The 25,698-nt window shown below is 74.7% G+C and carries 23 protein-coding genes and 1 pseudogene; 14 read left to right on the forward strand and 10 right to left on the reverse strand.

Going from position 1 to position 25,698, the window contains the following annotated elements:
- Positions 1–2,545, forward strand: a 2,545-nt coding sequence (locus AB0K34_RS19820) for a cation-translocating P-type ATPase (protein WP_364550158.1), incomplete at its 5' end; no start/stop codon positions are given.
- An 8-nt stretch (positions 2,546–2,553) separates the two neighbouring features.
- On the opposite strand, the gene AB0K34_RS19825 is transcribed toward AB0K34_RS19820, so the two are convergent.
- Positions 2,554–3,510 carry a YafY family protein gene (locus AB0K34_RS19825; RefSeq protein ID WP_364550160.1) on the reverse strand — a complete coding sequence of 319 codons (957 nt, stop codon included), beginning with the start codon at positions 3,508–3,510 and terminating at the stop codon, positions 2,554–2,556.
- 61 nt (positions 3,511–3,571) lie between these two features.
- On the opposite strand from AB0K34_RS19825, the gene AB0K34_RS19830 reads away from it, so the two are divergent.
- The 3 genes and pseudogenes from AB0K34_RS19830 to AB0K34_RS19840 all read left to right on the forward strand — a co-directional run.
- Complete coding sequence (locus tag AB0K34_RS19830) at positions 3,572–4,135, forward strand: DinB family protein (RefSeq protein WP_364550162.1); 564 nt, start codon at positions 3,572–3,574, stop codon at positions 4,133–4,135.
- A gap of 1 nt (position 4,136) precedes the next feature.
- Positions 4,137–4,574: a VOC family protein gene (locus AB0K34_RS19835; protein WP_138635964.1), complete on the forward strand. Its 438-nt coding sequence runs from the start codon at positions 4,137–4,139 to the stop codon at positions 4,572–4,574.
- A gap of 200 nt (positions 4,575–4,774) precedes the next feature.
- Positions 4,775–4,891 (forward strand): annotated as a pseudogene (locus AB0K34_RS19840) (alcohol dehydrogenase); the annotation flags it as partial.
- Between the two features lie 19 nt (positions 4,892–4,910).
- Here the strand turns inward: AB0K34_RS19840 and AB0K34_RS19845 are convergent.
- The 6 genes from AB0K34_RS19845 to AB0K34_RS19870 form a co-directional block, all read right to left on the reverse strand.
- Complete coding sequence (locus AB0K34_RS19845) at positions 4,911–5,912, reverse strand: proline racemase family protein (protein ID WP_364550164.1); 1,002 nt, start codon at positions 5,910–5,912, stop codon at positions 4,911–4,913.
- Complete coding sequence (locus AB0K34_RS19850; RefSeq protein ID WP_138635962.1) at positions 5,912–6,838, reverse strand: dihydrodipicolinate synthase family protein; 927 nt, start codon at positions 6,836–6,838, stop codon at positions 5,912–5,914. Before AB0K34_RS19850 ends, AB0K34_RS19845 begins: the two co-directional genes overlap by 1 nt.
- Complete coding sequence (locus AB0K34_RS19855; RefSeq protein ID WP_364550166.1) at positions 6,835–8,262, reverse strand: FAD/NAD(P)-binding oxidoreductase; 1,428 nt, start codon at positions 8,260–8,262, stop codon at positions 6,835–6,837. Before AB0K34_RS19855 ends, AB0K34_RS19850 begins: the two co-directional genes overlap by 4 nt.
- Positions 8,259–8,573: a (2Fe-2S)-binding protein gene (locus tag AB0K34_RS19860; protein ID WP_138635960.1), complete on the reverse strand. Its 315-nt coding sequence runs from the start codon at positions 8,571–8,573 to the stop codon at positions 8,259–8,261. The genes AB0K34_RS19855 and AB0K34_RS19860 overlap by 4 nt, the downstream gene beginning before the upstream one ends.
- Entirely contained in the window at positions 8,570–9,730 is a 1,161-nt protein-coding gene (locus tag AB0K34_RS19865; RefSeq protein ID WP_364550168.1) for an FAD-dependent oxidoreductase, read from the reverse strand. The genes AB0K34_RS19860 and AB0K34_RS19865 overlap by 4 nt, the downstream gene beginning before the upstream one ends.
- An 87-nt stretch (positions 9,731–9,817) precedes the next feature.
- Positions 9,818–10,429, reverse strand: a complete 612-nt coding sequence (locus tag AB0K34_RS19870) for an XRE family transcriptional regulator (protein ID WP_364550170.1) — start codon at positions 10,427–10,429, stop codon at positions 9,818–9,820.
- 131 nt (positions 10,430–10,560) lie between these two features.
- On the opposite strand from AB0K34_RS19870, the gene AB0K34_RS19875 reads away from it, so the two are divergent.
- The gene (locus AB0K34_RS19875) at positions 10,561–11,226 is read left to right on the forward strand and encodes a GntR family transcriptional regulator (RefSeq protein ID WP_364550172.1); all 666 of its coding nucleotides are present in this window, start codon (positions 10,561–10,563) and stop codon (positions 11,224–11,226) included.
- 1 nt (position 11,227) lies between these two features.
- Here AB0K34_RS19875 and AB0K34_RS19880 read toward each other — a convergent pair whose 3' ends face one another.
- Entirely contained in the window at positions 11,228–11,785 is a 558-nt protein-coding gene (locus AB0K34_RS19880; protein WP_364550174.1) for an ATP-binding protein, read from the reverse strand.
- Between the two features lie 177 nt (positions 11,786–11,962).
- Between AB0K34_RS19880 and AB0K34_RS19885 the strand changes: the two genes are divergently transcribed.
- The 3 genes from AB0K34_RS19885 to AB0K34_RS19895 all read left to right on the forward strand — a co-directional run bounded on the left by AB0K34_RS19885 (position 11,963) and on the right by AB0K34_RS19895 (position 15,081).
- Positions 11,963–12,919, forward strand: a complete 957-nt coding sequence (locus tag AB0K34_RS19885) for a LysR family transcriptional regulator (RefSeq protein WP_138635956.1) — start codon at positions 11,963–11,965, stop codon at positions 12,917–12,919.
- A 68-nt stretch (positions 12,920–12,987) separates the two neighbouring features.
- The gene (locus AB0K34_RS19890) at positions 12,988–13,656 is read left to right on the forward strand and encodes a GntR family transcriptional regulator (protein WP_364550176.1); all 669 of its coding nucleotides are present in this window, start codon (positions 12,988–12,990) and stop codon (positions 13,654–13,656) included.
- A gap of 153 nt (positions 13,657–13,809) precedes the next feature.
- Entirely contained in the window at positions 13,810–15,081 is a 1,272-nt protein-coding gene (locus AB0K34_RS19895) for a S1 family peptidase (RefSeq protein WP_364550178.1), read from the forward strand.
- 66 nt (positions 15,082–15,147) lie between these two features.
- Here AB0K34_RS19895 and AB0K34_RS19900 read toward each other — a convergent pair whose 3' ends face one another.
- Positions 15,148–16,650, reverse strand: coding sequence for an aminopeptidase P family protein (locus AB0K34_RS19900; RefSeq protein WP_364550180.1), 1,503 nt, complete (start codon positions 16,648–16,650; stop codon positions 15,148–15,150).
- 107 nt (positions 16,651–16,757) lie between these two features.
- Between AB0K34_RS19900 and AB0K34_RS19905 the strand changes: the two genes are divergently transcribed.
- The 5 genes from AB0K34_RS19905 to AB0K34_RS19925 are packed head-to-tail and all read left to right on the forward strand — an operon-like array spanning position 16,758 to position 22,279.
- Positions 16,758–18,422, forward strand: coding sequence for an ABC transporter substrate-binding protein (locus tag AB0K34_RS19905; protein WP_138635953.1), 1,665 nt, complete (start codon positions 16,758–16,760; stop codon positions 18,420–18,422).
- Positions 18,422–19,369: an ABC transporter permease gene (locus AB0K34_RS19910; RefSeq protein WP_138635952.1), complete on the forward strand. Its 948-nt coding sequence runs from the start codon at positions 18,422–18,424 to the stop codon at positions 19,367–19,369. Before AB0K34_RS19905 ends, AB0K34_RS19910 begins: the two co-directional genes overlap by 1 nt.
- A complete protein-coding gene (locus AB0K34_RS19915) occupies positions 19,366–20,355 on the forward strand; it encodes an ABC transporter permease (RefSeq protein WP_301176047.1) in 990 nt (329 codons plus the stop codon). The genes AB0K34_RS19910 and AB0K34_RS19915 overlap by 4 nt, the downstream gene beginning before the upstream one ends.
- The gene (locus AB0K34_RS19920; RefSeq protein ID WP_364550183.1) at positions 20,352–21,320 is read left to right on the forward strand and encodes an ABC transporter ATP-binding protein; all 969 of its coding nucleotides are present in this window, start codon (positions 20,352–20,354) and stop codon (positions 21,318–21,320) included. The genes AB0K34_RS19915 and AB0K34_RS19920 overlap by 4 nt, the downstream gene beginning before the upstream one ends.
- Positions 21,317–22,279, forward strand: a complete 963-nt coding sequence (locus tag AB0K34_RS19925) for an ABC transporter ATP-binding protein (protein ID WP_301176048.1) — start codon at positions 21,317–21,319, stop codon at positions 22,277–22,279. Before AB0K34_RS19920 ends, AB0K34_RS19925 begins: the two co-directional genes overlap by 4 nt.
- Positions 22,280–22,345: 66 nt before the next feature.
- On the opposite strand, the gene AB0K34_RS19930 is transcribed toward AB0K34_RS19925, so the two are convergent.
- On the reverse strand, positions 22,346–24,814 hold the full coding sequence (locus tag AB0K34_RS19930) for a collagenase (protein ID WP_364550185.1): 2,469 nt from the start codon (positions 24,812–24,814) through the stop codon (positions 22,346–22,348).
- Between the two features lie 357 nt (positions 24,815–25,171).
- Here AB0K34_RS19930 and AB0K34_RS19935 point away from each other — a divergent pair, with 357 nt between their 5' ends.
- Entirely contained in the window at positions 25,172–25,696 is a 525-nt protein-coding gene (locus AB0K34_RS19935) for a pyridoxamine 5'-phosphate oxidase family protein (RefSeq protein ID WP_364550187.1), read from the forward strand.
- Positions 25,697–25,698 lie beyond the last annotated feature (2 nt).

Raw genomic sequence — 25,698 nt, forward strand, 5'->3', positions numbered from 1 at the left:
GGCCGGGCCCCTGCGCGCGGGGCTGCGCCTCGCCGCGGCCGTCCGGCAGGAACTCGACGACCCGCTCACCCCGATCCTCGCGCTCGGCGCGGCGGCCTCCGCCGTCGTCGGGTCCAGCGTGGACGCGGCCCTGGTCGCGGGCGTCATGACCGGCAACGCCCTCATCGGCGGCGCGCAGCGGATGCGGGCCGAGCGCGCCCTCGGCGAGCTGATGCTGGGCCAGCAGATCCACGCCCGCCGGGTGCCCGCCGCCGCGCTGGAGACCGTGCGGGGCCCGGACGGCTTCGCCCGGCTCGGGACCGCCGGCGGCGACCGCGTCACCGCCGCGAGCCTGCGCACTGGCGACGTGATCCTGCTGCGCTCCGAGGACGTCGTCCCGGCGGACGCCCGGCTGCTGTGGGCCGAGTCGCTGGAGGTGGACGAGGCCACGCTCACCGGCGAGTCCGTCCCCGTCGACAAGGGCACCGAGCCGTGCCCCGGCGCCGAGCCCGCCGACCGGCACTGCATGGTCTACGAGGGCACGATCGTCGTCGCGGGCGAGGCCGCCGCCGTGGTGGTCGCCACCTCCGACGCCACCGAGACCGGACGGGCCGCCGCGCTCGCCGGCGCCGCCGACGCCTCCGCCAGCATGCAGACGCGGCTGGCGGAGCTCACCCACCAGGCCCTGCCCGCGACAGCGCTCGGCGGCGCGGCCGTCACCGTGCTCGGGATGCTGCGCGGGCTGCCGCTGCGCAGCGCGCTCGGGTCCGGCGTCGCGGTCGCCGTCGCCGCCGTCCCGGAGGGGCTGCCGCTGGTCGCGACCGTCTCGCAGCTCGCCGCAGCGCGTCGGCTGTCCCGGCTCGGCGTGCTCGTCCGCTCCACCCGCGCGCTGGAGGCGCTCGGCCGGGTGGACACCCTCTGCTTCGACAAGACCGGCACGCTCACCGAGGGCAGGCTCCGGCTGGTCCGCGCCGCCGGGCCCGCCCGCGCCCTCCCGCTGACCGGCGACGACGCGCGGCGCGTCCTGCGGGTCGCCGCCCGCGCCTGCCCGCCGCCCGGCGGCCGGACCGCCCCGCACGCCACCGACCGGGCCGTCCTCGAACGCGCCCGCAGCCTGCCGCCCGACCGCCGGTGGCGGCTGGAGGAGGAGCTGCCCTTCGAGACCACCCGCGGGTTCTCCGCCTCGCTCGGCCGCGACGGCGACCGGTGGGTCATCGCCGTCAAGGGCGCGCCCGAGGTGCTGCTGGCCAAGTGCAGCCGGCTCGACGGGGAGGGCGGCCGGCTCACCGCGTCCCGGCGCCGCGCCGCCGCCGCGACGGTGCGGCGGCTGGCGGGGGAGGGGCTGCGCGTCCTCGCCATCGCCGAGCGGCCCGTCGCCGGCCCCGCCGAGGCGCGCGGCGAGATCGCCGACCACGTCGCCGACCTGACGCTGCTCGGCTTCATCGGCATCGCCGACCCGCCGCGCCCCACCGCCGAGGAGGCCGTGCACCGGCTGCACGAGGCGGGCATCCGGGTCACCATGATCACCGGCGACCATCCGGCGACCGCCGCGGCCGTCGCCGCCGAGCTCGGCATCCCGGGCGCCGGCGAGGTCGTCACCGGCGCCGAGCTCGACGCCATGCCCGCCGGCGAGCGGCGCCGGGCCGTCCAGCGGGCCGCCGTGTTCGCCCGCGTCACCCCCGCCCACAAGGTGCGCATCGTCAAGGACCTGCGCCGGGTCGGCCGGGTCGTCGCGATGACCGGGGACGGCGCCAACGACGCCGCCGCCATCCGCCGCGCCGACGTCGGCATCGCGGTGGCCGGGCGCAGCTCCGGCGCCGCCCGCAACGCCGCGGACCTCGTCCTGACCGCGCCCGACACCGCGCTCATCCTGGACGCGCTGCGCGAGGGCCGCGCGCTGTGGCACAGCGTCCGCGACGCCGCCGCGATCCTCGTCGGCGGCAACGCGGGCGAGGTCGCCTTCACCGTCCTCGGCACGGCGCTCGGCGGGAACGCCCCGCTCAGCACCCGCCAGCTGCTGGTGGTGAACATGCTGACCGACATGCTGCCGTCGCTCGCCGTGGCGATCACCCCGGCCGACCCGCGGCCCGCCGACGAGGTACCGCTCGGCACCGCGCCCGTGCGCGGGTTCACCGGCCAGGACATGGGCCGGGTGCTGGCCGTGCGCGGCACCGCCACCGCGGCCGCAGCCCTCGCGTCCTGGCACACCGGGCGGCTCACCGGGCTCGTCCCCGGCGGCCGCCGCCGGGCCTCCACGATGGGCCTCGCCGCGCTCGTCGGCGCCCAGCTCGGCCAGACCCTCATCGCCCGCTGGCACAGCCCGCTGCTGCTGGCCACCTGCGCCGTCTCCGCCGCCGCGCTGTTCGGCATCGTCGAGACGCCGGGCATCAGCCAGTTCTTCGGCTGCACCCCGCTCGGGCCCGGCGCCTGGACGGTCGTGACACTGTCGGCGGCCGCCGCGACCCTCGGCGCCGCCGTGGCGCCCCGGCTGCTGCCGTCCGCGGACGCATGGCAGGCCGCGCCGGAAGAGCGGGCGGCGCCCGAAGGAGGGGCCGCGCCCGGATGACGGGCCGCTCAGCCGGCGGCCATCGCGCCGAGGCGGCGGGCGAGCCGGGCGGCGGCCTCGCGCAGCTCCGGCGGCTCCAGCACCTCCGCCTCGAAGCCCAGCCCGACCACGCGCACGGCGAGCCACTCCAGGTCGTCGCCGCCGACGACGAGGACGCACCAGCCGTCGCGGTCGTCCTCGACCCGCCCCACCTGCGGCGGGACCAGCTCCCGCACCCGTCCGGGCGGGGCGTGCAGCCGCACCCGGGCCAGATGCCGGTACGGCGCCTCGGCCACCGCCCGCTGCACGAAGGCGGCCGGGTCCGGATGCTCCCGCGCCCGGAAGTGCCAGGTCGTCGCGGCCGCCGCGCGCATCCGGTCCAGCCGGAAGGTGCGCCAGTCGCCGCGGTCGACGTCCCAGGCCATCAGGTACCAGCGGCGGCCGGTGGCGACCATCCGCACCGGCTCCACCGTCCGCTCCCGGTCGGCGTCGCCGCGCCCCGCGTAGCGGAACCGCACCCGCACGGCGTCGCGGCATGCCCGCGCGAGCGTCACCAGCAGCTCCGGATCCACCTCGACGCCCGGCGCGGCCAGGGTGTCGGTGGCGCCGTGCACCGCCCGCACCTCCGCGCGCAGCCGGGGCGGCATCACCTGGTCGAGCTTGGTGAGCGCGCGCAGCGCCGCCTCGCCCGACCCGGCGACCGTGCCACCGGACGCCAGCCGCAGCGACACCGCCGTGGCGATCGCCTCCTCGTCGTCCAGCAGCAGCGGCGGCAGCCGGGTGCCCGCGCCGAGCCGGTAGCCGCCGCCGACGCCCGCCGCCGCGCGCACCGGGTAGCCGAGGGCGCGCAGCCGCTCCACGTCCCGGCGCACCGAGCGGTCGGTCACCCCGAGCTCGTCCGCCAGCTCGGCGGCGGTCCAGGACGGCCGCCGCTGCAGCAGCCCCAGCAGCCGCAGCACGCGCTCGGCCGTCGCCTCCACCGCCATCCGCGCATCGTCCCACAGATCGCGGAACGAACCTGTCCGCTATTGCCGCCAGGCTGGAGCCATGACCGACCCGACCATGAACTCCCTGCTCCGGGAGCAGCTCACCTGGCACTGGGACCACCAGCTGCGCGCCCGCCTGGAGGGGCTCACCGACGACGAGTACTTCTGGGAGCCGGTGCCCGGCTGCTGGACCGTCCGCCCCGGCGGCGACCCGCCGATCGACTTCGCGTTCCCGCCGCCCGACCCGCCGCCGTTCACCACGATCGCCTGGCGGCTCGCGCACGTGATCGTCGGCGTCCTCGCGGTGCGCAACGCCGGCCACTTCGGCCGGACGCCCACCGACTACGGGTCGTTCCCGTACGCCGCGACCGCCGCCGAGGCGCTGGCCCAGCTCGACGCCGAGTACGCCGCCTGGCTGGACGGGGTCGAGTCGCTCGGCGAGACCGGCCTCGCCCGCCCCTGCGGGGAGGCGGAGGCCCCGTACACCGAGTACCCGATGGCGACCCTCGTCCTGCACATCAACCGCGAGGTGATCCACCACCTGGGCGAGGTGTGCCTGCTCCGCGACCTGTACCTGCACCAGCACCAGAACCAGAACCGGAACCAGAACCAGGAGGCGCGCTGACATGGCCCGCGACGTCCAGATCACCTTCGACTGCGCCGACCCCGCCGCCCTCGCGGCGTTCTGGGCGGAGGCCCTCGGCTACCGGCTGCAGGACCCGCCCGGCGGCTTCGCCACCTGGGACGAGGCCCTGGAGGCCATGGGCGTCCCGCCGGAGAACCGCAACGACGCCTCGGCGGTGGTCGACCCCGACGGCGCCGGCCCGCGGCTGTTCTTCCAGCGCGTCCCGGAACCGAAGCAGGTCAAGAACCGCGTCCACCTCGACGTGCGCGCCGCCCCCGGACTCCAGGGCGACGACCGGATGGCGGCCCTCGAAGCCGAGGCCGACCGTCTCGTCTCGCACGGCGCCGCCCGCCTCCGGCGCCACGAGCCGGCCCCGCCCCTCGGCGCCGGCCACATCATCATGGCCGACCCCGAGGGCAACGAGTTCTGCCTCGACTGACCGGGGCGCCGGTCAGTCCCCGAGCGCGGGCTCGTGCTCGGCCTGCTCGGCGACCCAGCTGGCCAGGAGGCGCAGCTTCTCCGCTTCTCCGCGGAGTCGCCGCCGGGTTCGGCGCCGTAGGCGACCACGGTGAGGTCGTCGGCGGGCAGCTCCATGGACTCGTAGGTCAGGAGCAGGTCCCCGACGACCGGGTGGTGGAAGGGCTTGGCGCCGAGATCGAGCTGATCGCGGCCGACCAGGTCGACGAGGCGTACGAGAGGGTCCTGGCGTCCGACGTCCGCTACCGGTTCGTCATCGACGCCGCCACCCTCGGCTGACCCGCCGGACCGCGACCCGTCAGAGCACGAAGCCTTCGGGGAAGGGGTCGGCGGGGTCGAGCAGGTAGGTGGCGGTGCCGGTGATCCAGGCGCGTCCGGTGAACTCGGGCACGACGGCGGGGACCCCGGCGACGTCGGCGGTGCCGACCAGCCGCCCGGTGAACCGGGTGCCGATGAACGACTCGTTGACGAAGTCGGTGTGCAGCGGCAGTTCGCCGCGCGCGTGGAGCTGCGCCATCCGGGCGGACGTCCCGGTGCCGCACGGCGACCGGTCGAACCAGCCGGGATGGATCGCCATGGCGTTGCGGGAGTGCCGCGCCGTGGACCCGGGCGCGAGGAACTGGACGTGCTTGCACCCGGCGATCAGCGGGTCGGCCGGATGGACGGGCGGATCGGCGTCGTTGATCGCCGCCATCACCGCCAGCCCGGCCTTGAGGATGTCGTCCTTGCGGGCCCGGTCGAACGGCAGCCCGAGCGGCGCCAGGTCGGTGATGGCGTAGAAGTTGCCGCCGTAGGCGAGGTCGTAGCGGACGTCGCCGAGACCGGGCACCGCCACCGCGGCGTCCCGCCGGAGCGCGAACGAGGCGACGTTGCGGAGCGTGACGTGCTCCGCGACGCCGTCGCGGACGGCGACGCGCGCCTCCACCAGCCCCGCCGGGGTGTCCAGCCGGACGACCGTCTCCGGCTCGGTGACCGGGACCATCCCGGTCTCGACCAGGACGGTCGCGACGCCGATGGTGCCGTGCCCGCACATCGGCAGGAACCCGCTGACCTCGATGTAGACGACGCCCCAGTCCGCGTCCGGCCGGGTCGGGGGCTGCAGGAGCGCGCCGCTCATCGCGGCGTGGCCGCGCGGCTCGTCCACCAGGAAGCGGCGCAGCCCGTCCAGGTGCCGGACGGCGTGGTCGCGGCGCTCGGCCATGGTCGCGCCGGGGAGGGGCGGGACGCCGCCGGTGACGACGCGGGTCGGCATCCCCTCGGTGTGCGAGTCGACGGCGGTGATCGACCGGACGGAGCGCATCAGGCGGCCTCGTCCCGGAGCGCGGCGATGGCGCGGTCCATGTCGGCGGTGACGGCGGCGCGCTGCGCGGCGGTGAGGGGGCCGCGCGGCGGGCGGCACGGGCCGCCGTACCGGCCGACCTGGTCCATGCCGAGCTTGATGGCCTGGACGAACTCGGTCCGCGAGTCCCAGCGGAACGCGGCCACCAGCGGCTCGTACAGGGCGCGCGCCTCCGCGAGCTTTCCGGCCGTGGCCAGTTCGTACAGCCGGGCGGACGCGGCGGGGAACACGTTGGGGAAGCCGGCGAACCAGCCGGTCGCGCCCATCAGCAGCGACTCCAGCACCACGTCGTCGGCGCCCGCGACGACCTCCAGCCCCGGCGCGGTCTCCTTGATCTCCAGGACGCGGCGGACGTCGCCGGAGAACTCCTTCACCGCCACGACGCCGTCGATCTGCGCGATCTCGCCGAGCAGGGCGGGGGACAGGTCGACCTTGGTGTCGATCGGGTTGTTGTAGACCATGACCGGCAGCCCGGCGGACGCGACGGCCTCGTAGTGCGCCACGACCTCGGCGGGGTTCGCCCGGTAGAGGGTCGGCGGCAGGCACAGCACGCCGTCCGCGCCGTCCTCGGCGGCGATCTCCGCCCAGTGCTTCGCCTGGTGGGAGCCGGGGCCGTGCACGCCGGCGACCACGACCCCGTCCCCGCCGACGGCCTCGACGGCGGTCCGCGCGACGCGGCGCCGCTCCTCGTCCGTGAGCGCCGAGTACTCGCCCAGGGACCCGTTCGGGCCGACGCCCCGGCAGCCGCTCGCGACTAGCCAGCGGCAGTGCTCGGCGTAGGCGTCGTAGTCGACGGCGAGCCCGGCGGGGGCGGCGGCGTCCGCGCGGTAGGGCAGCGCCGTGGCGACGATCACGCCGCCGAGGCTCCGGAGCTCCGTGTCGCTCATCGAGCGCTCTCCTCCTGGTCAGTGGTGCCGGTGGGGGGATTCGCGAGTTCGCCCAGGCGGATCGGCTGGGCGATGGGCCGGTGGTGCGGGTTCGCCGCGTCCACCGCGCCGGACAGCAGTTCGGCGACCGTGGGGCCGCAGACGCGCGCCTGGCAGGGGCCGAGGCCGGCGCGCGTGCCGAGCTTGACGGCGCGGGCCGACGCCCCCGCCGGGTCGCGGGCCGCGTCGAGCAGGTCGCCGTACCGGGCGTCCTCGCAGCGGCAGACGATCGTGCCGGGCCGCAGCCAGCCGCGCCAGGCCGCGCCGATCGGGTGCGCGGCGGCGAGGCGCGCGGCGAACGCGCGGCCCCGGTCGCGGCGGCGGCGCGCTGACACCGCGACGGGGGAGTCCGTGGCACCGCCGCCTGCGGCCCAGCCCGCGATCAGCCCCTCGGTGCGGGCGGCCTGGGCACCGGCGATGCCGGTGATCTCCCCGGCGGCGTACACGCCGGGCACGGTGGTGCGCTGGTCGCCGTCCACCTCGACGGACGCGCCGCCGCCGCGCAGCCGGCAGCCCGCCGCGACGGGGAGTTCGAGCTGCGGGCCGAACCCGTGGGTGACGCACAGCGCGTCCACCGCGACGGCCTTCTCGGTGCCGGGGACCACCGACCAGTCGGGACGCAGCCGCGCGGTGACCGCCTCCTCCACCCGCCCGTCGCCCCTCGCCTCGATCACGGCGCGGCCCGTCCGGTAGGGGACGCGGTGCCGGGCGAGCAGCGCGGCGTACCCGGCGAGCTCCGCCGCCTTGCCGGCCTCGGACGCCAGCTCCCGGGGGCGGCGCGTCCAGCCGCGCGTGACCGTCGCCGCCGGGTTCGCCTCCAATACCGCCCGGACGGCCGCCCCCGCCTCCAGCAGCGACGCGGCGACCGGCAGCAGGAACGGCCCGGTGCCGGCGATCAGCACGCGGTCGCCGACCACGACCCGCTCGCCCTTCGCCAGCGCCTGCGCGGCCCCGGCGGAGTGGACGCCGGGCAACTCCCACCCGGGGAACGGCAGGACGCGGTCATGGGCACCGGGCGCGAGGACGAGCGCGTCGGGCCGCAGCACGCGGCGCTCCCGCCCCATCGCGTCGGCCTCGCCGCGCAGCACATGGACGTGCGGCGCGCCCTCCCCTTCGCGCTCCAGCGCCCAGACCGTGCTCTCCGGCCACCAGTCGCAGCGCGCGTGCCCGAGCACGTGGTCGCGGAGCCGGACGAAGCCGCGCCAGCCGTGGTGCAGGCGTCCGGGGGCGGCGGCGGCGTAGGCGTCCGGGAGCATCCGGTGGTACTGGCCGCCCGGGTTGTCGGCGGCGTCGAGCAGCGTCACCCGCGCCCCGGCGCGCAGCGCGCCCGCCGCCGCGGCGAGGCCCGCCGGGCCGGCGCCGACGACCGCGACGTGCCGCGTCACCGGGCCTCCCGCCCGGCGCGGGACTGGGTGGTGACGGCGTCGCCGTCGCGGGCCCGGCGGCGGCAGGCCCGCACGTCGGGGACGCCGTTGACGGTGACCAGGCAGTCGAAGCAGGCGCCGATGCCGCAGAAGACGCCGCGCGGCGTGCCCGACGGGCTCTCCCGCCAGGCCGTGCGGCCGGCCGCCATCAGCACCCCGGCGATCGTCTGGCCGGCGACGCCGGTGAGCGGCGCGCCGTCCACGGTGATGCGCAGCGGGACGTCGCGGCGCCCGGTGGCGTCGCGGTCCGCGCGCACGAGTCGCGGGGTCATCCGGGTGCTCCCTCCGGTCTGACGGCGGGCCGGTCGACGCGGAACGGCTCCGCTTCGACCTCGGGCGCGCGGCCGTGCAGCAGGTCGCGCAGGACGGCGGCGGTCCCGGCGGCGAGCCCGATGCCGGCGCCCTCGTGCCCGGTGGCGTGCCACAGCCCGGCCAGGGCCGGGTCGGCGCCGATCACCGGGAGGTGGTCGGCCACGTAGGGGCGGAACCCGCCGTAGGCGCGCATCACCGGCACGCCGGCCAGCGACGGGAACAGCCGCAGCGCCTTGCGGGCGATCACCGACAGCACGCCGGGGCGCGTCCGGTCGTCGAACCCGACCCGGCGGCGCGACGAGCCGAGCAGGATCGTCCCCGCGCGGGTGGACTCCACCACCGCCGAGGACTGCAGCTCCCCGTCGCCGCTGCCGACCGCGCCCACGTAGTCGGCGTCGTAGACCTTGTGGAAGACGGTCGGCGGCCGCGGCGCGGTGACCAGGATCTCCCCGCGGCGGGGCCGCACGTCGAGCCGGACGCCGAGCCGCGCGGCGACCTCGCCCGACCAGGGCCCGGCCGCGTTGACGAACGCGTCGGCCTCGATGGTCCCGGCGGGGGTGCGCACGCCGGTCAGCCGGCCGCCGCGCGTGACGGCGCCGAGGACCTCGCAGCCGGTGCGCAGCTCGGCGCCGAGCCGCACCGCGTGGGCGAGCAGCGCGGTGGCCGCCCCGGCGGGCTGCACCTGGGCGTCCTCGGGGTAGTGGACGGCGGCGGTCACGTCGGTGGTGAGGTGCGGTTCGGCGGCGGCGAGGGCGGCGGCGTCCAGCTCCCGCGCGTCGACGTCCGCGGCGCGCTGGGCGGCGGCGAACTCGCGCAGTGCCTCGGCGCCCGGTTCGGTGGTGGCGACGACGATGCCGCCCTTGGGGTCCCATTCCGCGCCCCCGGCGCCGGGGAGCCCGTCGAGCACCCCCGGCCACAGCCGCCGGGACAGCCGCGCCAGCTCCAGCTCGGGGCCGGGCGGCTTGTCGGACACCAGGACGTTGCCCTCGCCGTGCGCGGTGGTCGCGGCGGCGGGACGGCCGCGCTCCAGGACGGTGACGCTGCAGTCGGCCAGGGCCAGCTCGCGGGCGCAGGCGGCGCCGATCATCCCGGCGCCCATCACCACGACCCGCGTCATCACGGCTCCCATTGTTCGATAAACCGAACGATTGCGAGCGTACGTCGGCCCCGCGCGGGATGTCAACGGCCCGGCCGGGCCGGATCGTCAGGGCGCGTCGGAGCGGTGCGGCGGTTCGGAGGGCGCCGAGTGGACCCGCTGGTCGGCGTCGTACTGCAGGAGCAGGACCGAGCGGACGGGGCCGTCCAGCGCGGCGTAGGAGTGCGGGAGCCGGGCGTCGAAGCTGACGTAGTCGCCGGGGCCGAGCTCGACGTCCCGGTCGTCCACCCGAACGGCGAGCCGCCCGTCCTGGACGATCGTGTGCTCGGTGCCCACGTGGCCCAGCGAGTCCTGCCGGCGGCCGGCCCGGAAGCGCTGGTCGTACACCTCGAACAGGGCGCCGCCGGAGGCGATCCCGCGCAGCGGCCGCAGGTCGACGCCCTCGCCGCGCAGCACCTCCACGTCCGCCGCGCGGACCACGGTGAGGCCGGCGGGCTGCTGCCCGTCCAGCAGCTCGGAGACGGGGACCTCCAGCACGCGGGCCAGGCTGAACACCGTCTCGATGGTGGGGTTGCCGGCGCCCGCCTCCAGCTGCGAGAGCGTCGCCTTGCCGATCTTCGAGCGGCGGGACAGCTCGGACAGCGACAGGCCGAGCTCCAGGCGCGCGCGCCGCAGGTTGCCCGCCAGCACGTCCCGCACCGATTCCCCTGACGCGCTCACGCTCCGGCCCGCCCCTCGCTAGCGTTCGCTTTAACGAACAGCCAGTGTAGCGCCGCGACGACGGTCAGGTGCGAGTGCAATACTACATGTCACTATCCGGAGCGTCCGTCCGGAGGGGAGAGCCCACCGCGATGCTGAACCTGCCGTCCCTCGGCCCGCGCAAGAGCGTCCGGGTGCAGATCGCCCACGCGCTGCGGGCCGCGATCGTCAGCGGCGAGATGCGGCCGGGCACGGTCTACTCCGCTCCCGCGATCGCCGACCGGTTCGGGGTGTCCCCGACCCCGGTCCGGGAGGCGATGATCGACCTCGCCCGCGAGGGGCTGGTCGGCGTCGTCCGCAACAAGGGGTTCCGGGTCACCGAGCTGTCGGACCGGGAACTGGACGAGATCACCGAGGTGCGGGCGCTGATCGAGGTTCCGGCCGTCGTCCGGGTCGCGGAGTCCGGCCGGGCCGCCGAGGTCCGCGCGCTGCGGCCGCTGGCCGAGGCGATCGTGCGGGCCGCGGGGGAGCGGGACGTCCTCGCCTACATCGAGGCCGACCACCGCTTCCATCTCGCGCTGCTCGGGCTCGGCGGCAACGCGCACCTCGTCCGGCTGGTGAGCGAGCTGCGGTACAGGTCGCGGCTCTACGGCGTCCCCCGGCTGGCGGAGCGCGGCGAGCTGGAGCCGTCCGCCCGCGAGCACGAGGAACTCCTCGACGCGGTGGCGGACGGCGACGCGGCGCGCACCGAGGCCCTGACGCGCCACCACCTGCGCCACATCCGCGGCATCTGGGCCGACCGCCCCGAATGCCGCTGACTCAGCGGAGTCCGCGCGACGGCGCGCCGAACTCCGGGACGATCAAGAACCTCAGCGGCAGGGGGACGGCGACGTAGACCGCCTTGCCGAAGACCGGGTCCCGGCCGGGTCCGCCGGGCGCGCCGAGCCGGGCGCGGCCGGGATGCACGCCCCAGCGCCCGCCGATCTCCGCCGTCAGCGCGCTCACCAGCGCGAGCCCGCGGCCCCGGCAGGCCTCGGACGGCTCGATGGGACCCGCCGGGAGCACGGCCGGTCCGCGCCAGGGGCCGGCGTCGAACACCGTGAACGTGACATGGGGCCGGTTCCGCCGGCCGATCCGGGCCCATAATTCGGCGCTCCACCGGTCGCCGTGCAGGACCGCGTTCGCCGCGAGCTCGGAAACGATCGTGCGAATGTCGTCCGTCACGGACGGGGAGAGTTCCAGTTCGGCGGAGAGGCGCCCGGCGATGGACCGCGCGGTGGGCGCCGCCGTCGGATCGGGCGGCAGCGGCCACGCCGGAAAGGCGCTCGCTGACCGGGCGGCCTCCGTCCCGGAGATCCGCGAGTTGTCCGTCATCATGATCGCCTTCCCTGGGCGTACCGGCCCGGCGCGGGCCGGACCGCCGGAAGGGGGAGGCGGTGAGGAGCCCCCTTCCGGCGGCGGGGAAACGGTGGTGCTCCCTTCTGCCGGAGAGGTACGGGAAGTATTGCCGCGAGCCCGGAACGGCGGGCATCAGCTGGTGCATAATTTCCGGCTATGGATCTCGATATCGGTCATCTGCGCATGGTCTGCGCGATGGCGGAGACGGGAAGCGTCACCCGGGCCGCGGCGCGGATGGGGGTGTCGCAGCCCGCCATGTCGAGCCAGCTCCGCAGGGTCGAGGAGATCGTCGGCGGGCGGCTGTTCGAGCGCAGCCGCGCGGGCCTGGAGCCGACGGCGCTGGGACGGCAGGTCGTCGCCCGGGCGCGGACCGTGCTGGCGGAGCTGGACACCCTCTTCGGCGAGCTGCCCGCGCCGGCGGAGCCGGGCACGGCCCTCGCCCTCGGCTGCGTGCACCTCGCCTGCGTCGGCAGCATCGTCGAGCGGGTCGGCGGGGAACTGCCCGGCCGGGAGGTCTCGCTGCGCATCGAGCCGTCCTCGGCGCTGCTCGGCGACGCCCTCAACCGGGGCCGGCTCGACGCCGCGCTGCTCGGGATCATGGAGGGCTTCGACGTCGCGCTGACCGCCCCGGTGGTCAGCCGCACGCTGGTGCCCCGCTACCCGATCTTCGTGGCGCTCGCCGCGGACCATCCGCTGGCCGGGCGGGACGAGATCGACCTGGTCGACCTGAAGGACGAGTCCTGGATCGGCCCGCCCGGCGCCGACGACGGCTCGCTGGCGTCGCTGCGCGCCTCCTGCCGCGCCGCCGGCTTCGAGCCCGTCGTGCGCTACGAGGCGCCGAGCGGCGCCGCATGCCCGCTGGTCGCGGCCGGGCACGGGGTGCGGCTGGTGGATCCGTCGTGGCCGCCGCAGCCCGGCACGGTGGTCCGGCCGCTGGCGGGGGAGCCGCAGGTCGCCAAGCTGATCGTCGCCTGGCGCCGGGACCGGCTGAACGACGCGGACGCCGCGGCCCTCTACCGGGGCCTCGCCGCCGCCTTCGTCGAGCACGCGGACCGCCATCCGGCGTTCGGCGCCTGGTGGCACGCCCATCCGCACGTCCACCCGCTGCTGTGAGCGCGGCGCCTGCGCTGCGGCTTCGCCCGCGTGGAACGGTATTCTGATCGCGGGTGAGGAGGAGGCATATGGATACGGTGGCCGACGCCGTGGGCGGACTTCCGGACCTCGGCGGCCACACCAGCCTCCGCGGACAGGTGGCCGAGGCGCTGCGCCACGCGCTCGCCAGCGGCACGCTGCGGTCGGGCGTCGTCTACTCCGCCCCCACGCTGGCCGAGGAGTTCGGCATCTCCGCCACGCCCGTCCGCGAAGCCATGATCGACCTCGTCCGGGACGGGCTGTTCGAGGCGGTGCGCAACCGCGGCTTCCGGGTGGTCCCGCTGTCCGACCGCGACCTCGCCGAGCTGACCGAGCTCCGGGAGATGGTCGAGGTCCCCGCGGTCGTGCGGCTGGCCGGGGCCGTGCCCGCGGAGGCCCACGCGCGGCTGCGCGCCCTCGCCGAGGAGGGCGCGGAGGCGGCGGCGCACGGCGACGCCCTCCGGTTCCTGGACGCCGACCGCCGGTTCCACACCGAGCTGCTCGAACTCACCGGCAACCGGACCCTCGTCCGGACGGTCCTCGACCTGCGCGACCGGTCCCGCATGCACGGGCTCGTCAAGCCCGCGGCGGCGGCCGAACTGGCGGCGTCGGCCGACGAGCACCTCCGGCTGCTGGACGCCCTGGTCGCCGGCGACGCCGAACGCGCCGGCGGCATCATGACCCGCCACCTCGACCACGTCCGGAACGCGGACGCCTGACCCCACCCGCCTGAGCACGTCCTCCGGGGAACCGGACGCACCGGCCCTTGGCAAGAGCCATTTTACATTTTACAGTGCAATTTCACATTGCACAGCGGACGCCACGGCACCGGGCCGTGGCACTCCCCCCGGTCCGCGAAGGAGGAACCCCGGATGGTCCGCCACAAGCGCAGCCGCGCCGCCCTGGCCCTGGCCCTGGCCGCCGCGCTGTCCGCGACCGCGCTCACCGCACCGGCCCGCGCCGGTGCGGCGGGCGACCGCGGCGCGCCCCCCGCCCCGTCCCCCCGTACCGGCACCCAGGTACAGACCCAGAAGGAGGCCGAGCAGGCACTCGTCACACAGATCACGAAGGACCACGGCGTCTCCGCGGCGGAGGCGCGGCGCCGCGCCGACCGGCAACCCGCCCAGCTCAGGCTCGCCGCCGAGATCCGCGCGGACCTCGGCGCGGCCTACGGCGGAGCCTGGATCGACCAGGCGCACGGCGGCCGGCTCACCGTCGGCGTGACCGCCGGATCGGCGGCGCCCAAGGCGCGCGCCGCCGCCAGGGCGTCCGGCATGGGCGACACCGCCACGACCACCGTCCGGTACGGCTTCGACCACCTCCAGAAGGTGTCGGACGCGCTGGCCGAGCGGATCGCCAAGGCCAACGAGGGCGCCCGGAACGGCCTCCAGAGCGGCATCGTCACGTCCCGCAACGCGGTGAAGCTCGGCGGCGTGCGCGGCGCCGCGCTCACCCGCGCCCAGAAGGACGTGCTGAGCTGGGCGAAGCGCGAGTTCGGCGCGGCCGTGGAGGTCTCCGCGTACGCGCACCGGTCGGTGCCGCGCTACTGCTACGACGACTACGCGTGCGACCCGCCGCTGCGCTCCGGGCTGGCGATCTTCACCGGCGGGGCGCGGTGCACCAGCGCGTTCACGGCGTACTCGGGCGGCAGGTACTACATGCTCACCGCCGGCCACTGCGCCGAGCTCGGTTACTGGTGGGACGTGTCCACCTACAGCTACGGCTACCAGAACGTCGGGGGCGTCGCCGACTACACGTTCGGCTGGTACGGCGACTCCGCGATCGTGTCGGTCGGCGACCCCGGCTGGTGGCGGCCGCGCGGCTGGGTGCTGTACGAGACGCCCGTTCGCGGCAGCGAGGCCGACTACGTCGGCGGATACGTCTGCAAGCAGGGCTCGACGACCGGCTACACCTGCGGGACGGTCACCGAGATCGACGCCACCGTCTCCTACCCGAACCGGACGCTCTCCGGCATGACCTGGAGCACGGCGTGCGACGGTCCGGGCGACAGCGGCAGCGGCGTGTTCTACGGCAACTACGCCCACGGCATCCTGAGCGGCGGGCCGAACTCCGGGTGCGGCATGATCCACGAACCGATCGGCCGGGCCCTGTCCACCTGGGGCGTGTCGCTGCTCAGCGGCTGACATCGTCCGGACACGGGGCCGTGCCGCACCCGGTGGCGGGTGCGGCACGGCCCCTCCGGCGTGCTCTCAACCCGCGAGGGACTGCATCCAGAGCTCGATCTCCTCGGGATGGCGCGGCAGCTCGGCGGACATCAGCCGCGCGCCGGTCTCGGTGACGACGACGTCGTCCTCGATGCGGACGCCGATGCCGCGCAGCTCCGGGGGCAGGGTCAGGTCGTCCGGCTGCAGGTAGAGGCCCGGTTCGACGGTGAGGACGTGGCCGGGGCGCAACTCCGCGTCGAGGTACTGGGACGCGCGCGCGGCCGCGCAGTCGTGCACGTCCATGCCGAGCATGTGCCCGCTACTGCACAGCGTGTAGCGGCGGTAGACGCCCGACTCGGGGTCGAGCGCCTCCTCGGCGCTGCGCAGCACGCCCCACTCCTGGAGGCCCTCGGCGATGACGCGCATCGCGGCCAGGTGGAAGTCGCGGAAGCGGGCGCCCGGGCGCACCGCCGCGAGGCCCGCCTCCTGCGCGAGGTAGACGAGGTCGTAGACCTGCCGCTGGCGCGGGGTGAACCAGCCGCTGACCGGGATCGTGCGGGTGACGTCGGCGGTGTAGAGGGTGTCGGTCTCCACGCCGGCGTCGAGCAGGAGCATCTCCCCGAGCCGCAGCGTGCCGTCGTTGCGGGTCCAGTGCAGGACGCACGCGTGCGCCCCGGACGCGGCGATCGTCTCGTAGCCGACGCCGTTGCCCTCCATCCGCGCGACGCGTTCGAACGTCCCCTCGACCCAGCGCTCGCCGCGCGGCATCCCGGTCGCGCGGGGGAGCGCGGCGGCGACGGCGGTGAAGGCCGTCACGGTGTGGTCGACGGCGGCCTGGAGCTGCGCGATCTCCCATTCGTCCTTGATGAGGCGGAGTTCGGCGGCGGCCGCGGCGAACTCGCGGTCGCGTTCGGCGTCCCGGACCGGGACCGCCGCGTCGACCGCCGGGTCCACGCCCCGGATCACGCGGGCGGGGCGCGGCCCGCGGAGCGCGCCGGCGAGGTCGTCCAGCGGCGCGCAGGCGAGGCCGAGCCGCTCCGCGGTCTCGGCGAGGGCGGCGCGGCGGCCGACCCAGAACTCCCCGTGCCGGCGGTCCCGGTAGAAGCCGCCGTCGCCGCGCGGCGACCGGGGCCGGTGGTAGAGGACGGCGTCGTGCCCGGCGGCGGTCGGCTCCAGCACCAGGACGGCGCCGGTCCCGGTGTCCGCCGCGGTGTCGCCGGACAGGTGCGCGTAGGCGGTGTGGGGGCGGTAGCGGTGGTCGCAGTCGTTGCTGCGGACCTTCGGCGGCCCGGCGGGCAGGACGAGGCGCTCGCCCGGGAAGCGGGCCGAGAGGGCGGCGCGCCGCTTCTCCGCGTAGGCCGCGACCGGCAGCCGCTCGGCGGGCGGCGTGTCGGGCGCGGCCCAGCCGGTGGTCATGAAGGAGGCGAGCGCCGCGGAGACGGGCAGGTCATGGCTGCCCGTGGCGAACCGGTCGGCGGATGGGGCCGCGGATCGACCCGGCGGGTCGGCGGCGGGTCGGTCGGTGGGGCGGTCGTCCATGGCGGCCATGTCCTCCGTGTGCTGTCCCGGATGTGGAGATTCGATAACGGGCCTTGTAGTGCAATTGCACTGTACTATTTTATATGGCACTCCGCCCGACGATGCACGGAGATGCCATGAGACGTCCGGTAAGGACCTGTTTCGCCCTCGCCCTCTCGCTGGCCGTCGCCGGCGGCGCGTCCGCCGCCTGCGGCTCGGGCGGCGACGGGGCCGCGCCCAAGGCCGGCGGCACCCTCACCGTCCTGTTCAACGAGGACTTCGCCCATCTCGACCCGCAGCGCAACTACGTGATGTTCGCGATGGACTTCGGCACCCGGCTGCTCTACCGGACGCTGACGACCTACGCCGCGAAGCCCGGCCAGGCGGGCACCGAGGTCGTCCCCGACCTCGCGACCGGCACCGGCACCACGTCCGACCACGGCAGGACCTGGACGTTCCACCTCAAGCCCGGCCTGAAGTTCGAGGACGGCTCGCCCATCACGAGCGCCGACGTCAAGTACGGCGTGGAGCGTTCCTTCGCCCCCGACCTCCCGGAGGGGCCCGGCTACGCCAGGACGATGCTCGCGGGCGGCGACCGCTACAAGGGCCCCTACCAGGACGAGAACGGCCTCGCCTCCATCAAGGCCCCGGACGCGCAGACCATCGTGTTCCAGCTCAAGGAACCGTCCATGGACTGGCCGAAGATCACGACGCTGCCGACGTTCGCGCCCGTCCCGAAGGCCGAGGACACCGGCGTCAACTTCGACAGGCGGCCGTTCTCGTCCGGCCCCTACAAGGTGGAGTCCTACGACCGGGGCAAGAGGCTGGCGCTGGTCAGGAACCCGCACTGGAGCAAGGCGACCGACGGCGTCCGGCAGGCCAACCCCGACCGGATCGTCGTCGAGGAGGGCATCGCGCAGCCCACCATCGACCAGCGGCTGATCGCCGACCAGGGCGGGGACCAGCGGGCCGTCACCCTCTACAGCGTCGCCCCGGCCAGCATGCCCCGCGTCCTGACCCGCCCGGACGTCAAGAAGCGGTTCGTCAGCGCGACCAGCCTGTGCACGCGGTTCCTGGCGATGAACACCTCCAAGCCCCCGTTCGACGACCCGAAGGTGCGGCAGGCGATGCAGTTCGCCGTCGACAAGGAGGCGTACCGCACCGCGCACGGCGGCAGCGGCGTCGGCGAACTCGCCGGCTCCTACCTCCCGCCCGCCATGACCGGCGGGCGGGCCCAGGACGTCTACAAGGCCCCGCCCACCGGCGACCCCGCCAAGGCACGGGAGCTGCTCGCCGCCGCCGGCAAGAGCGCGGGCCTGTCGATCCGCCTGACCACGACCAGCACCGAGCAGGGCAAGGCCGAGGCGGAGGCCGTCCAGCAGGCGCTCGCGCGGGCGGGCGTGAAGGTCCAGATCAACTCCGTCGCGAAGAGCGTCTACTACGACGCCATCGGCGACATCGAGAAGGAGGACGAGCTGGTCTTCTACGGCTGGTGCGCCGACTACCCGTCCGCCGGCTCGTTCATCCCGCCGATCTTCGACGGCCGCACCATCGCGCCGAAGGGCAACACCGTCGTCTCCCAGCTCGACGACGAGGGGGTCAACGCGAAGATCGACGCGGCCGTGGCGGCGAACGACCCCGCCCGGTGGCAGGCGCTCGACCGCGACCTGATGGGCCTGTCGCCGATGGTCCCGCTGATCCACGACAAGCTGCCGCTGCTGCACGGCTCCAAGGTCACCGGCGCGTTCGGCCACCCCATCTGGGAGGGCGAGCTCGACTTCGCCGTCCTCGGGGTGAAGTAGTGGCCGTCCCGTCGCTCACCGAGGCGGCGGGCGGCGCGCCGGCGCCCGCCGGCCGGTCGCCCTGGCGGCTGGCCGGCGGGCGGCTGCGCCGCGACCCGGCCGCCCTCGCCGGCCTCGCGATCATCGCGCTGTTCGTGCTGATGGCCGTCGCCGCCCCGCTGCTCACCGCGCTGAACGGGCACGGCCCGAACGAGTTCCACCCGGAGAAGATCGACAAGGCGCTCGCCGGGGCGCCCAAGGGCGCGTTCGGCGGCATCGACGGCGACTTCTGGCTGGGCGTCGAGCCCGGCACCGGACGCGACGTGTTCAGCCGGACGGTCTACGGCGCCCGCGTCTCGCTGCTGATCTCCGTCGCGGCGACCTGCGTCTCCACCGTCGCCGGCACCGTCCTCGGGCTCGCCGCGGGCTTCGCCGGCGGCCGGGTCGACGCGCTGATCAGCCGCGCCATGGACCTCGTGCTGTCCTTCCCCCACCTCATCTTCATGATCGCCCTGGTGTCGGTGCTGCCGGAGGCGAACCGGATGCTGGAGCTGGTGGTCGTCATGGGCTTCTTCGGCTGGCCCTACATCGGGCGGATCGTGCGCGGGCAGGCGCTCTCGCTGCGCCACCGGGAGTTCGTGGACGCCGCGCGCGCCACCGGCATGCCGCGCACCCGGATCGTGTTCCGCGAGGTGCTGCCGAACCTGCTGGCGCCGGTGCTCGTCTACGCCACGCTCACCATCCCGATCAACATCGGCACCGAGGCGGCGCTGTCGTTCCTCGGCATCGGCGTCCGGCCGCCGGACGCGTCCTGGGGGCAGATGATGGCCAAGGCGATCGACTGGTACCAGGTCGACCCGACGTTCTTCGTGGTGCCCGGCGTGTGCCTGCTGCTGACCGTGCTGGCGTTCACGCTGCTCGGCGACGCGTTCCGGGACGCCCTCGACCCGCGCGGGGCCGACCGGTGATCCGCTACCTCGCGCTGCGGCTGGCCGGCGTCGCGGGCGTGCTGCTCGTCATCTGCGCGGTCACCTTCACGATCTTCTACGTGTTCCCCGCCGACCCGGCGCTGCAGGCGTGCGGGAAGTCGTGCACGCCGGAGCGGCTCGCGATGCTGCACCACCAGATGGGCCTGGACCGGCCGCTGTGGCGCCAGTTCACCGACTACCTCGCCGGGATCTTCGCCGGCCGCACCTACGGGTCGGGGCCCCTGGCCGTCCAGTGCCACTTCCCGTGCCTCGGGTTCTCCTACCAGAACAACATGCCGGTCTGGGACCTGATGATGCAGCGGCTCCCCACGACCCTGTCGATCGGGGTCGGCGCCGCCGTCCTGTGGCTCGCGGGCGGCGTCGGCGTCGGCGTCGTGTCCGCGCTGCGCAAGGACACCCTGCTCGACCGGACGCTGATGGTCGGCACGCTCACCGCCGCGTCCCTGCCCATCTACTTCACGGCGATGGCGCTGACCGTCCTGGTCGTCCAGCTCGGCGGCCTGCTGCCCTACTCCAGCTACGTGCCGATCGCGGACGACCCCGTCGGCTGGGCGCGGAACCTCGTCCTGCCCTGGGCGGCGCTGGCGCTGCTGTACGCGGCCATGTACGCGCGGATGTCGCGGGCGTCGATGGTGGAGACGATGGCCGAGCCCTACATCCGGACGGCGCGCGCCAAGGGCCTGCCCGAGCGGACCGTCGTCGCCAAGCACGGCCTGCGGGCCGGGCTCACCCCCGTCCTCACCGTGTTCGGCATGGACCTCGGCGCGCTGCTGGGCGGCGCCGTGATCACCGAGAGCGTGTTCGGGCTGCCCGGCGTCGGCCGGCTCACCATCGACGCGATCGACAAGTCCGACCAGCCGGTCGTGATGGGGGTCGCGCTGCTGGCCGCGTTCTTCATCACCTTCGCCAACCTCGCGGTCGACCTGCTCTACGCCGCGATCGATCCCCAGGTGAGGTACGCATGACGCCGCTGACCGTCCGGGACCTCGTCGTCGAGTTCCCGACCCCGCGGGGGCCGGTGCGCGCGGTGGACGGGCTGTCGTTCACCGTCGGCGCGGGCCGCACCCTCGGCATCGTCGGCGAGTCCGGCTCCGGCAAGTCCGTGACCAGCCTCGCCGTCATGGGGCTGCACGACCGGGCCCGGGTGACCGGGTCGATCGACGTCGCCGGCACCGAGGTCGTCGGCGCCGGCCGGGAGCGGATCCGCGCGCTGCGCGGCCGCCGGATCGCGATGATCTTCCAGGACCCGCTGACCTCGCTGCACCCGCACTACCGGGTCGGCGAGCAGATCGCCGAGGCGCGCCGGCTGCACTTCGGCGAATCGCGCCGCGCGGCGCACGCGCACGCCGTCCGGCTGCTCGGCGACGTCGGCATCCCCGACCCGGGCGAGCGCGCCCGCGACCACCCGCACCAGTTCTCCGGCGGCATGCGCCAGCGCGTCATGATCGCGATGGCGCTGGCCTGCGAGCCGGAGCTGCTGATCGCCGACGAGCCGACGACCGCGCTGGACGTGACCGTCCAGGCGCAGATCCTGGAGCTGATCGCGCGGATCCAGCGCGACCGCGGCCTCGCCGTCCTGATGATCACCCACGATCTCGGGGTGGTCGCGCGGGTCGCCGACGACGTCCTGGTCATGTACGCGGGACGGGCCGTGGAGCGCGCGGCGGCCGGTGCGCTGTTCGCCGCGCCCCGGCACCCCTACACCCGCGGCCTGCTCGGCTCGCTGCCCCGGCTGACCGGGCCGCCCGGCGAGCTGGTCCCGATCCCGGGCGCCCCGCCGTCGCCGTCGCGTCCGCCGGCGGGGTGCCCGTTCGAGCCGCGGTGCCCGGAGCGGATCGCGGTGTGCGCGACCGACCGGCCGCCGCTGCGGGGCGCGCCGCACCCGGCGGCCTGCCATCTGCTGACGGCCGGTGAGGAGGTGGCGGGATGACGCCGCTGCTCAGCCTGGACGGGCTGACGAAGACGTTCCGCACCCGGCACGGCGCCGTCCGCGCGGTGGACGGCCTCGACCTGGAGGTGCGCGCCGGGGAGGCGCTCGGGCTGGTCGGCGAGTCCGGCTGCGGCAAGTCCACGACCGGGCGGATGCTCGTCCGGCTGCTGGACCCGACCGCCGGGCGGATCACCTTCGACGGGCGCGACATCACCGGGCTGTCGCAGCGGCGGATGCGCCCGCTGCGCCGCGACCTCCAGATCATCTTCCAGGACCCGTTCGCGTCGCTGAACCCCCGGCACACGGTCGGCTCCATCGTGGCGGCGCCGCTGCGCGCGCAGGGCGAGGCCGACCCCGTCCCGCGGGTGCGGGAGATGCTGGAGTTCGTCGGCCTCGGCGCCGAGCACGCCGACCGGTACCCGCACGAGTTCTCCGGCGGGCAGGCACAGCGGATCGGGATCGCGCGGGCGCTGGTCACCGGCCCCCGCCTCGTCGTCGCGGACGAGCCGGTGTCGGCGCTGGACGTGTCGATCCAGGCCCAGATCGTCAACCTGCTGGCCGGGCTGCGGCGGCGCCTCGGCCTGGCGTACGTGTTCATCGCGCACGACCTCGCCGTGGTGCGGCACGTGTGCGACCGGGTCGCCGTGATGTACCTCGGCCGGATCGTCGAGATCGGCGACCGCGACGCGCTCTACGGCGCCCCGGCGCACCCCTACACCCGGGCGCTGCTGTCGGCGATCCCGCTGCCCGACCCGGTGGCGGAGCGGACGCGGGAGCGCATCGTGCTGCGCGGCGACCCGCCGAGCCCGTCCGCCCCTCCGCCCGGCTGCGCCTTCCACCCCCGGTGCTTCAAGGCGCAGGACCGCTGCCGGGTCGAGCGCCCGCCGCTCGCCCCGCTGGACGGGACCGCCGGGCGCGCGGTGGCCTGCCACTTCCCCGAGCGGGGCCCCCTCGCCTGACCGGGGCGCGGCACGAAGCCGGGGCCGGACCTTCGCGGTCCGGCCCCGGCCTTTCGATGCCGCGGGTCAGTACTCGACCTTCACGGCCGCGCCGCTGAACGCCTCCTTCCCGTACAGGCTGACGTAGTTGTAACCGGCCGGCGGGTTGGCGATGGTGAGCGTCTCGCCGTTCCCGGTGTTGGTGGAGCGCTGGTTGTAGGACGACGGAGTCGCCCAACTGCCGGAGCTGTAGTAGAGGTCGCCGTCACCCGTCCCGCCGGAGGAGGTGATGGTGATCGACCGGGTGCCGGACGGAACGTAGAGGTAGAGGTAGGCGGTGCCGCCCTTGGCCGCCGACAGGTTGCCGCGCTGGCAGTTCCGGTCGAGCTGCCGGGTGTCGGACCCGGTGCACTCGGGGGTCGTCCCGCCGCCCCCGGCCGACACGGAGATCCGCTGGGACGCGGTGCCGGTGGCCCCGGCGTCGTCGGTCACCGTCAGGGACACGGTGTAGGTGCCGTCGGCCCCGAAGGTGTGGGACGGGCTGGCCGCCGTGGACGTGGCGCCGTCGCCGAAGTCCCAGCGCCGGGACGCGATCGTCCCGTCGGCGTCGGTGGACTGGTCGGTGAAGGCGACCGCGAGCCCGTTCGCGGAGTAGGAGAACCGCGCGGACGGCGCCTGGTTGCCGCCGCCCCCGCCGGCGCAGGCGCCGGCCGCGCACGCGGCGAGCCACGTCCGCCAGTCGCCGTCGTAGCGGCTGCCGATCGTGCTGGTCAGGAACGTGCGTGCGGCGTTCCAGTCGCCCGTCCGGTAGTAGCCGAGCACGGTGGAGATGTCGCCGGGATGCTTCTCGAACATGTACCGCACCGCCAGGTAGCCCCAGTAGTAGATGCGGGTCGTGTCATGGCTGTAGGTGGTGTTCCAGAGCGTGCTCAGCGCGTAGGTGCCCTTGGCGGCCTCGGCGATGGCCGAGTCGTTCGTCACCTTCCGGTAGGAGTAGGAGACGTACTCGGCGAACCCCTCGATCCACCAGATCGTGGGCGTGGCGACGTTCGCGTTGAAGTCGCCGTACATGTCGAAGCGGCCGTCCAGGTAGTGCGTGTACTCGTGGTTGAGGTTCCAGATCTCGAACTTCGGGCGCACCCATTCGGCCTCGTAGGCGATGAACCGCGGCTGGTTCCCGGCGGCGGCCGGGTCCCCTTCCAGGTACATCCCGCCGTTGTTGGTGTCGATGCCGAACATCGCGCCCGCGTACGTCTGGTAGTCGGTGCTGGAGTCGAAGACGCAGACCTCGATCGTGGTGTTGCCGTCGTTCGCGACGGGCTTGTTGCCGTCCTTGACGAGGCCGTGGAAGTAGGCGTCCTGGTTCAGCAGGCTCGCGCAGGTGTCCGACAGCTGGGACGCGGTCATGTCCTGCGCCCGGATCTTGATGCTGGAACTGCACGAGTGCGTGATGGTCAGGACGTTCTGGGCGAGCCGCTGCTGCAGGTTGCAGGTGTCGTAGTACGAGCAGTTCGCCTTGTCGTAGAAGTCGGTCATCTCGGCGATGCCGACCCACAGGGGAGCGGTCTTCCCGGTCATCGCGCTCTGGCCGAGCAGCCCCCTGGCCAGGGGCCTGACCTTGCCCTGCAGCGCGGAATGCTGGAGGAACCGGGCCATCTCCCGTCCCGCGTTGGACGCCAGGTAGCTGCGGTCGGTGCCGAGCAGGCCGAGGTGGTTCGCCGCGAAGGAGTTCAACGTGTCGAGGAGGCTCGGGTCCGACTGGACCGCCGTGACGAACTCCGGAACCTGGTGGCCGCGGAACAGCACCGTGTACACGTTGTTGACCGCGTTGAGCATCCACCACGACGCGTCGTAGGAACTGTTGTATCCGTTCAGGAGCCGCTTCACGACGTAGATGTAGCGGGCGTTCTCCTGCGCGCTGTCGATGAGCGTGACCGTCTCGGCGAGCACCTCGCCGTTCGCGTCGCTGACCGTCGACGACTTCGCGTTGCCGAAATAGGCGTCCAGTCCGGCCTGGATCGCGGTCTTCAGCGACTGGCCGTAGCTCCCCACGGTGGAGGGGTTGTACCACTGCACGTAGTACCCGGCGCGCAGGTACAGGACGAGCTGCGCGGTACCGGTGCTGTTGTCGCCCGGATAGTAGACGCCGTTGTCGCGCAGCGCGTACGCGATCGTCGTCATCTGCGACTCGCGGAACGCGTAGTAGGCGTCCCCGCCGGTCAGGCTGAACAGCGAGTTGATGCAGTCGGTCGTGGACGCCTTGACCTGCTGGACGAGCGCGCTCCCGGAACGGCTCGTGAACTCGCTGGGGCTGCAGGCGGCGGCCTTGAGCCCCTTCTTCGCCGTGCTGGACGGCCGCCGGTGCTCCGTGTGCTTCGCGTCGGGGTTCTTGAGCGCGTCCTTCTCCGCCGCCAGCGGCGGCCGGTCCTTCACGGGCAGCGGCGACTTCTGCGGCTGCCGCACCACGTCGCCGCCGGTGACGGGAGGCGGCTTCGGCGCGGCGACCGCCGGCGCGGCCAGGAACGTCGTCCCGAGGACGACCGCCAGCGACGCCACGAGGCATCGCGCGGCTCTGCGTCTGTTTCTCACGGGGGTTTCCCTCCGGGGGGTGGCCGTCCGGCACCGCTGCCGGACGGATTTCGCAGGGGGACTCCGGGGCCCAACTCCCGGAGGCTCGGAAAGGCGTGCGCCCGCAGTGTGCGAACCAGACCCGCCCCGTGGTCATACGCAGATCCATCGAACTGCCTTATGGAGGATCCACCTCGGCACTCCCGGCGGCACCCGCGTCCGGAGACGCGAAGAAACCTGCCATGAGATGTCAGGTTTTGCCGCCAGGATGGGTTTCACCGGCCGCCATCTAGCGCAGAAGCGGACCGGGCCCACGAACGAGCACACCCAGAGAGAAGGACCTCGATGTACGAAACGCCCGCAGACCTCAAGGAACTGCAGGCCCTCCTGGACGCCTCCCTGTCCCGCTCCACCTCGCATCTCCGCTCGATCGTCACTGGGGAGCGCGCGGTGACGGCGGGGCAGCTCACGAAGGTCCTCACCGGGATGTGCGTCCTGGCCCTGTCGACCGTGACGGCGAAGGGCGAGCCGCGCATCAGCGGCGTGGACGGGCACTTCCTGCACGGGAAGTGGCACTTCGGCACCGCGCGCGACGCCGCCAAGGCCCGCCACCTCGCCGCCCGCCCCGCCGTCAGCGCCGCCCACATCCGAGGCGAGGACCTGGGGGTGTTCACGCACGGCACGGTCGAGGTCCTCAACCCGCGGGACGGCGAGCCGCACGCGGACTGGCCCGAACTGCTCGCCCACCTCAAGGAGTTCTACGGTGCCGACCTCTTCGACTGGGACGAGGTCGTCTACTACCAGCTCCGCCCGCACTGGATGATCGCCTACGCGTCCGACATCGCCAAGCTCGAAGCAGACGACTCCTAGCC

It is taken from the genome of Actinomadura sp. NPDC049382 (genome assembly GCF_040677125.1).
GTDB classification, from domain to species: Bacteria; Actinomycetota; Actinomycetes; order Streptosporangiales; family Streptosporangiaceae; genus Spirillospora; species Spirillospora geliboluensis.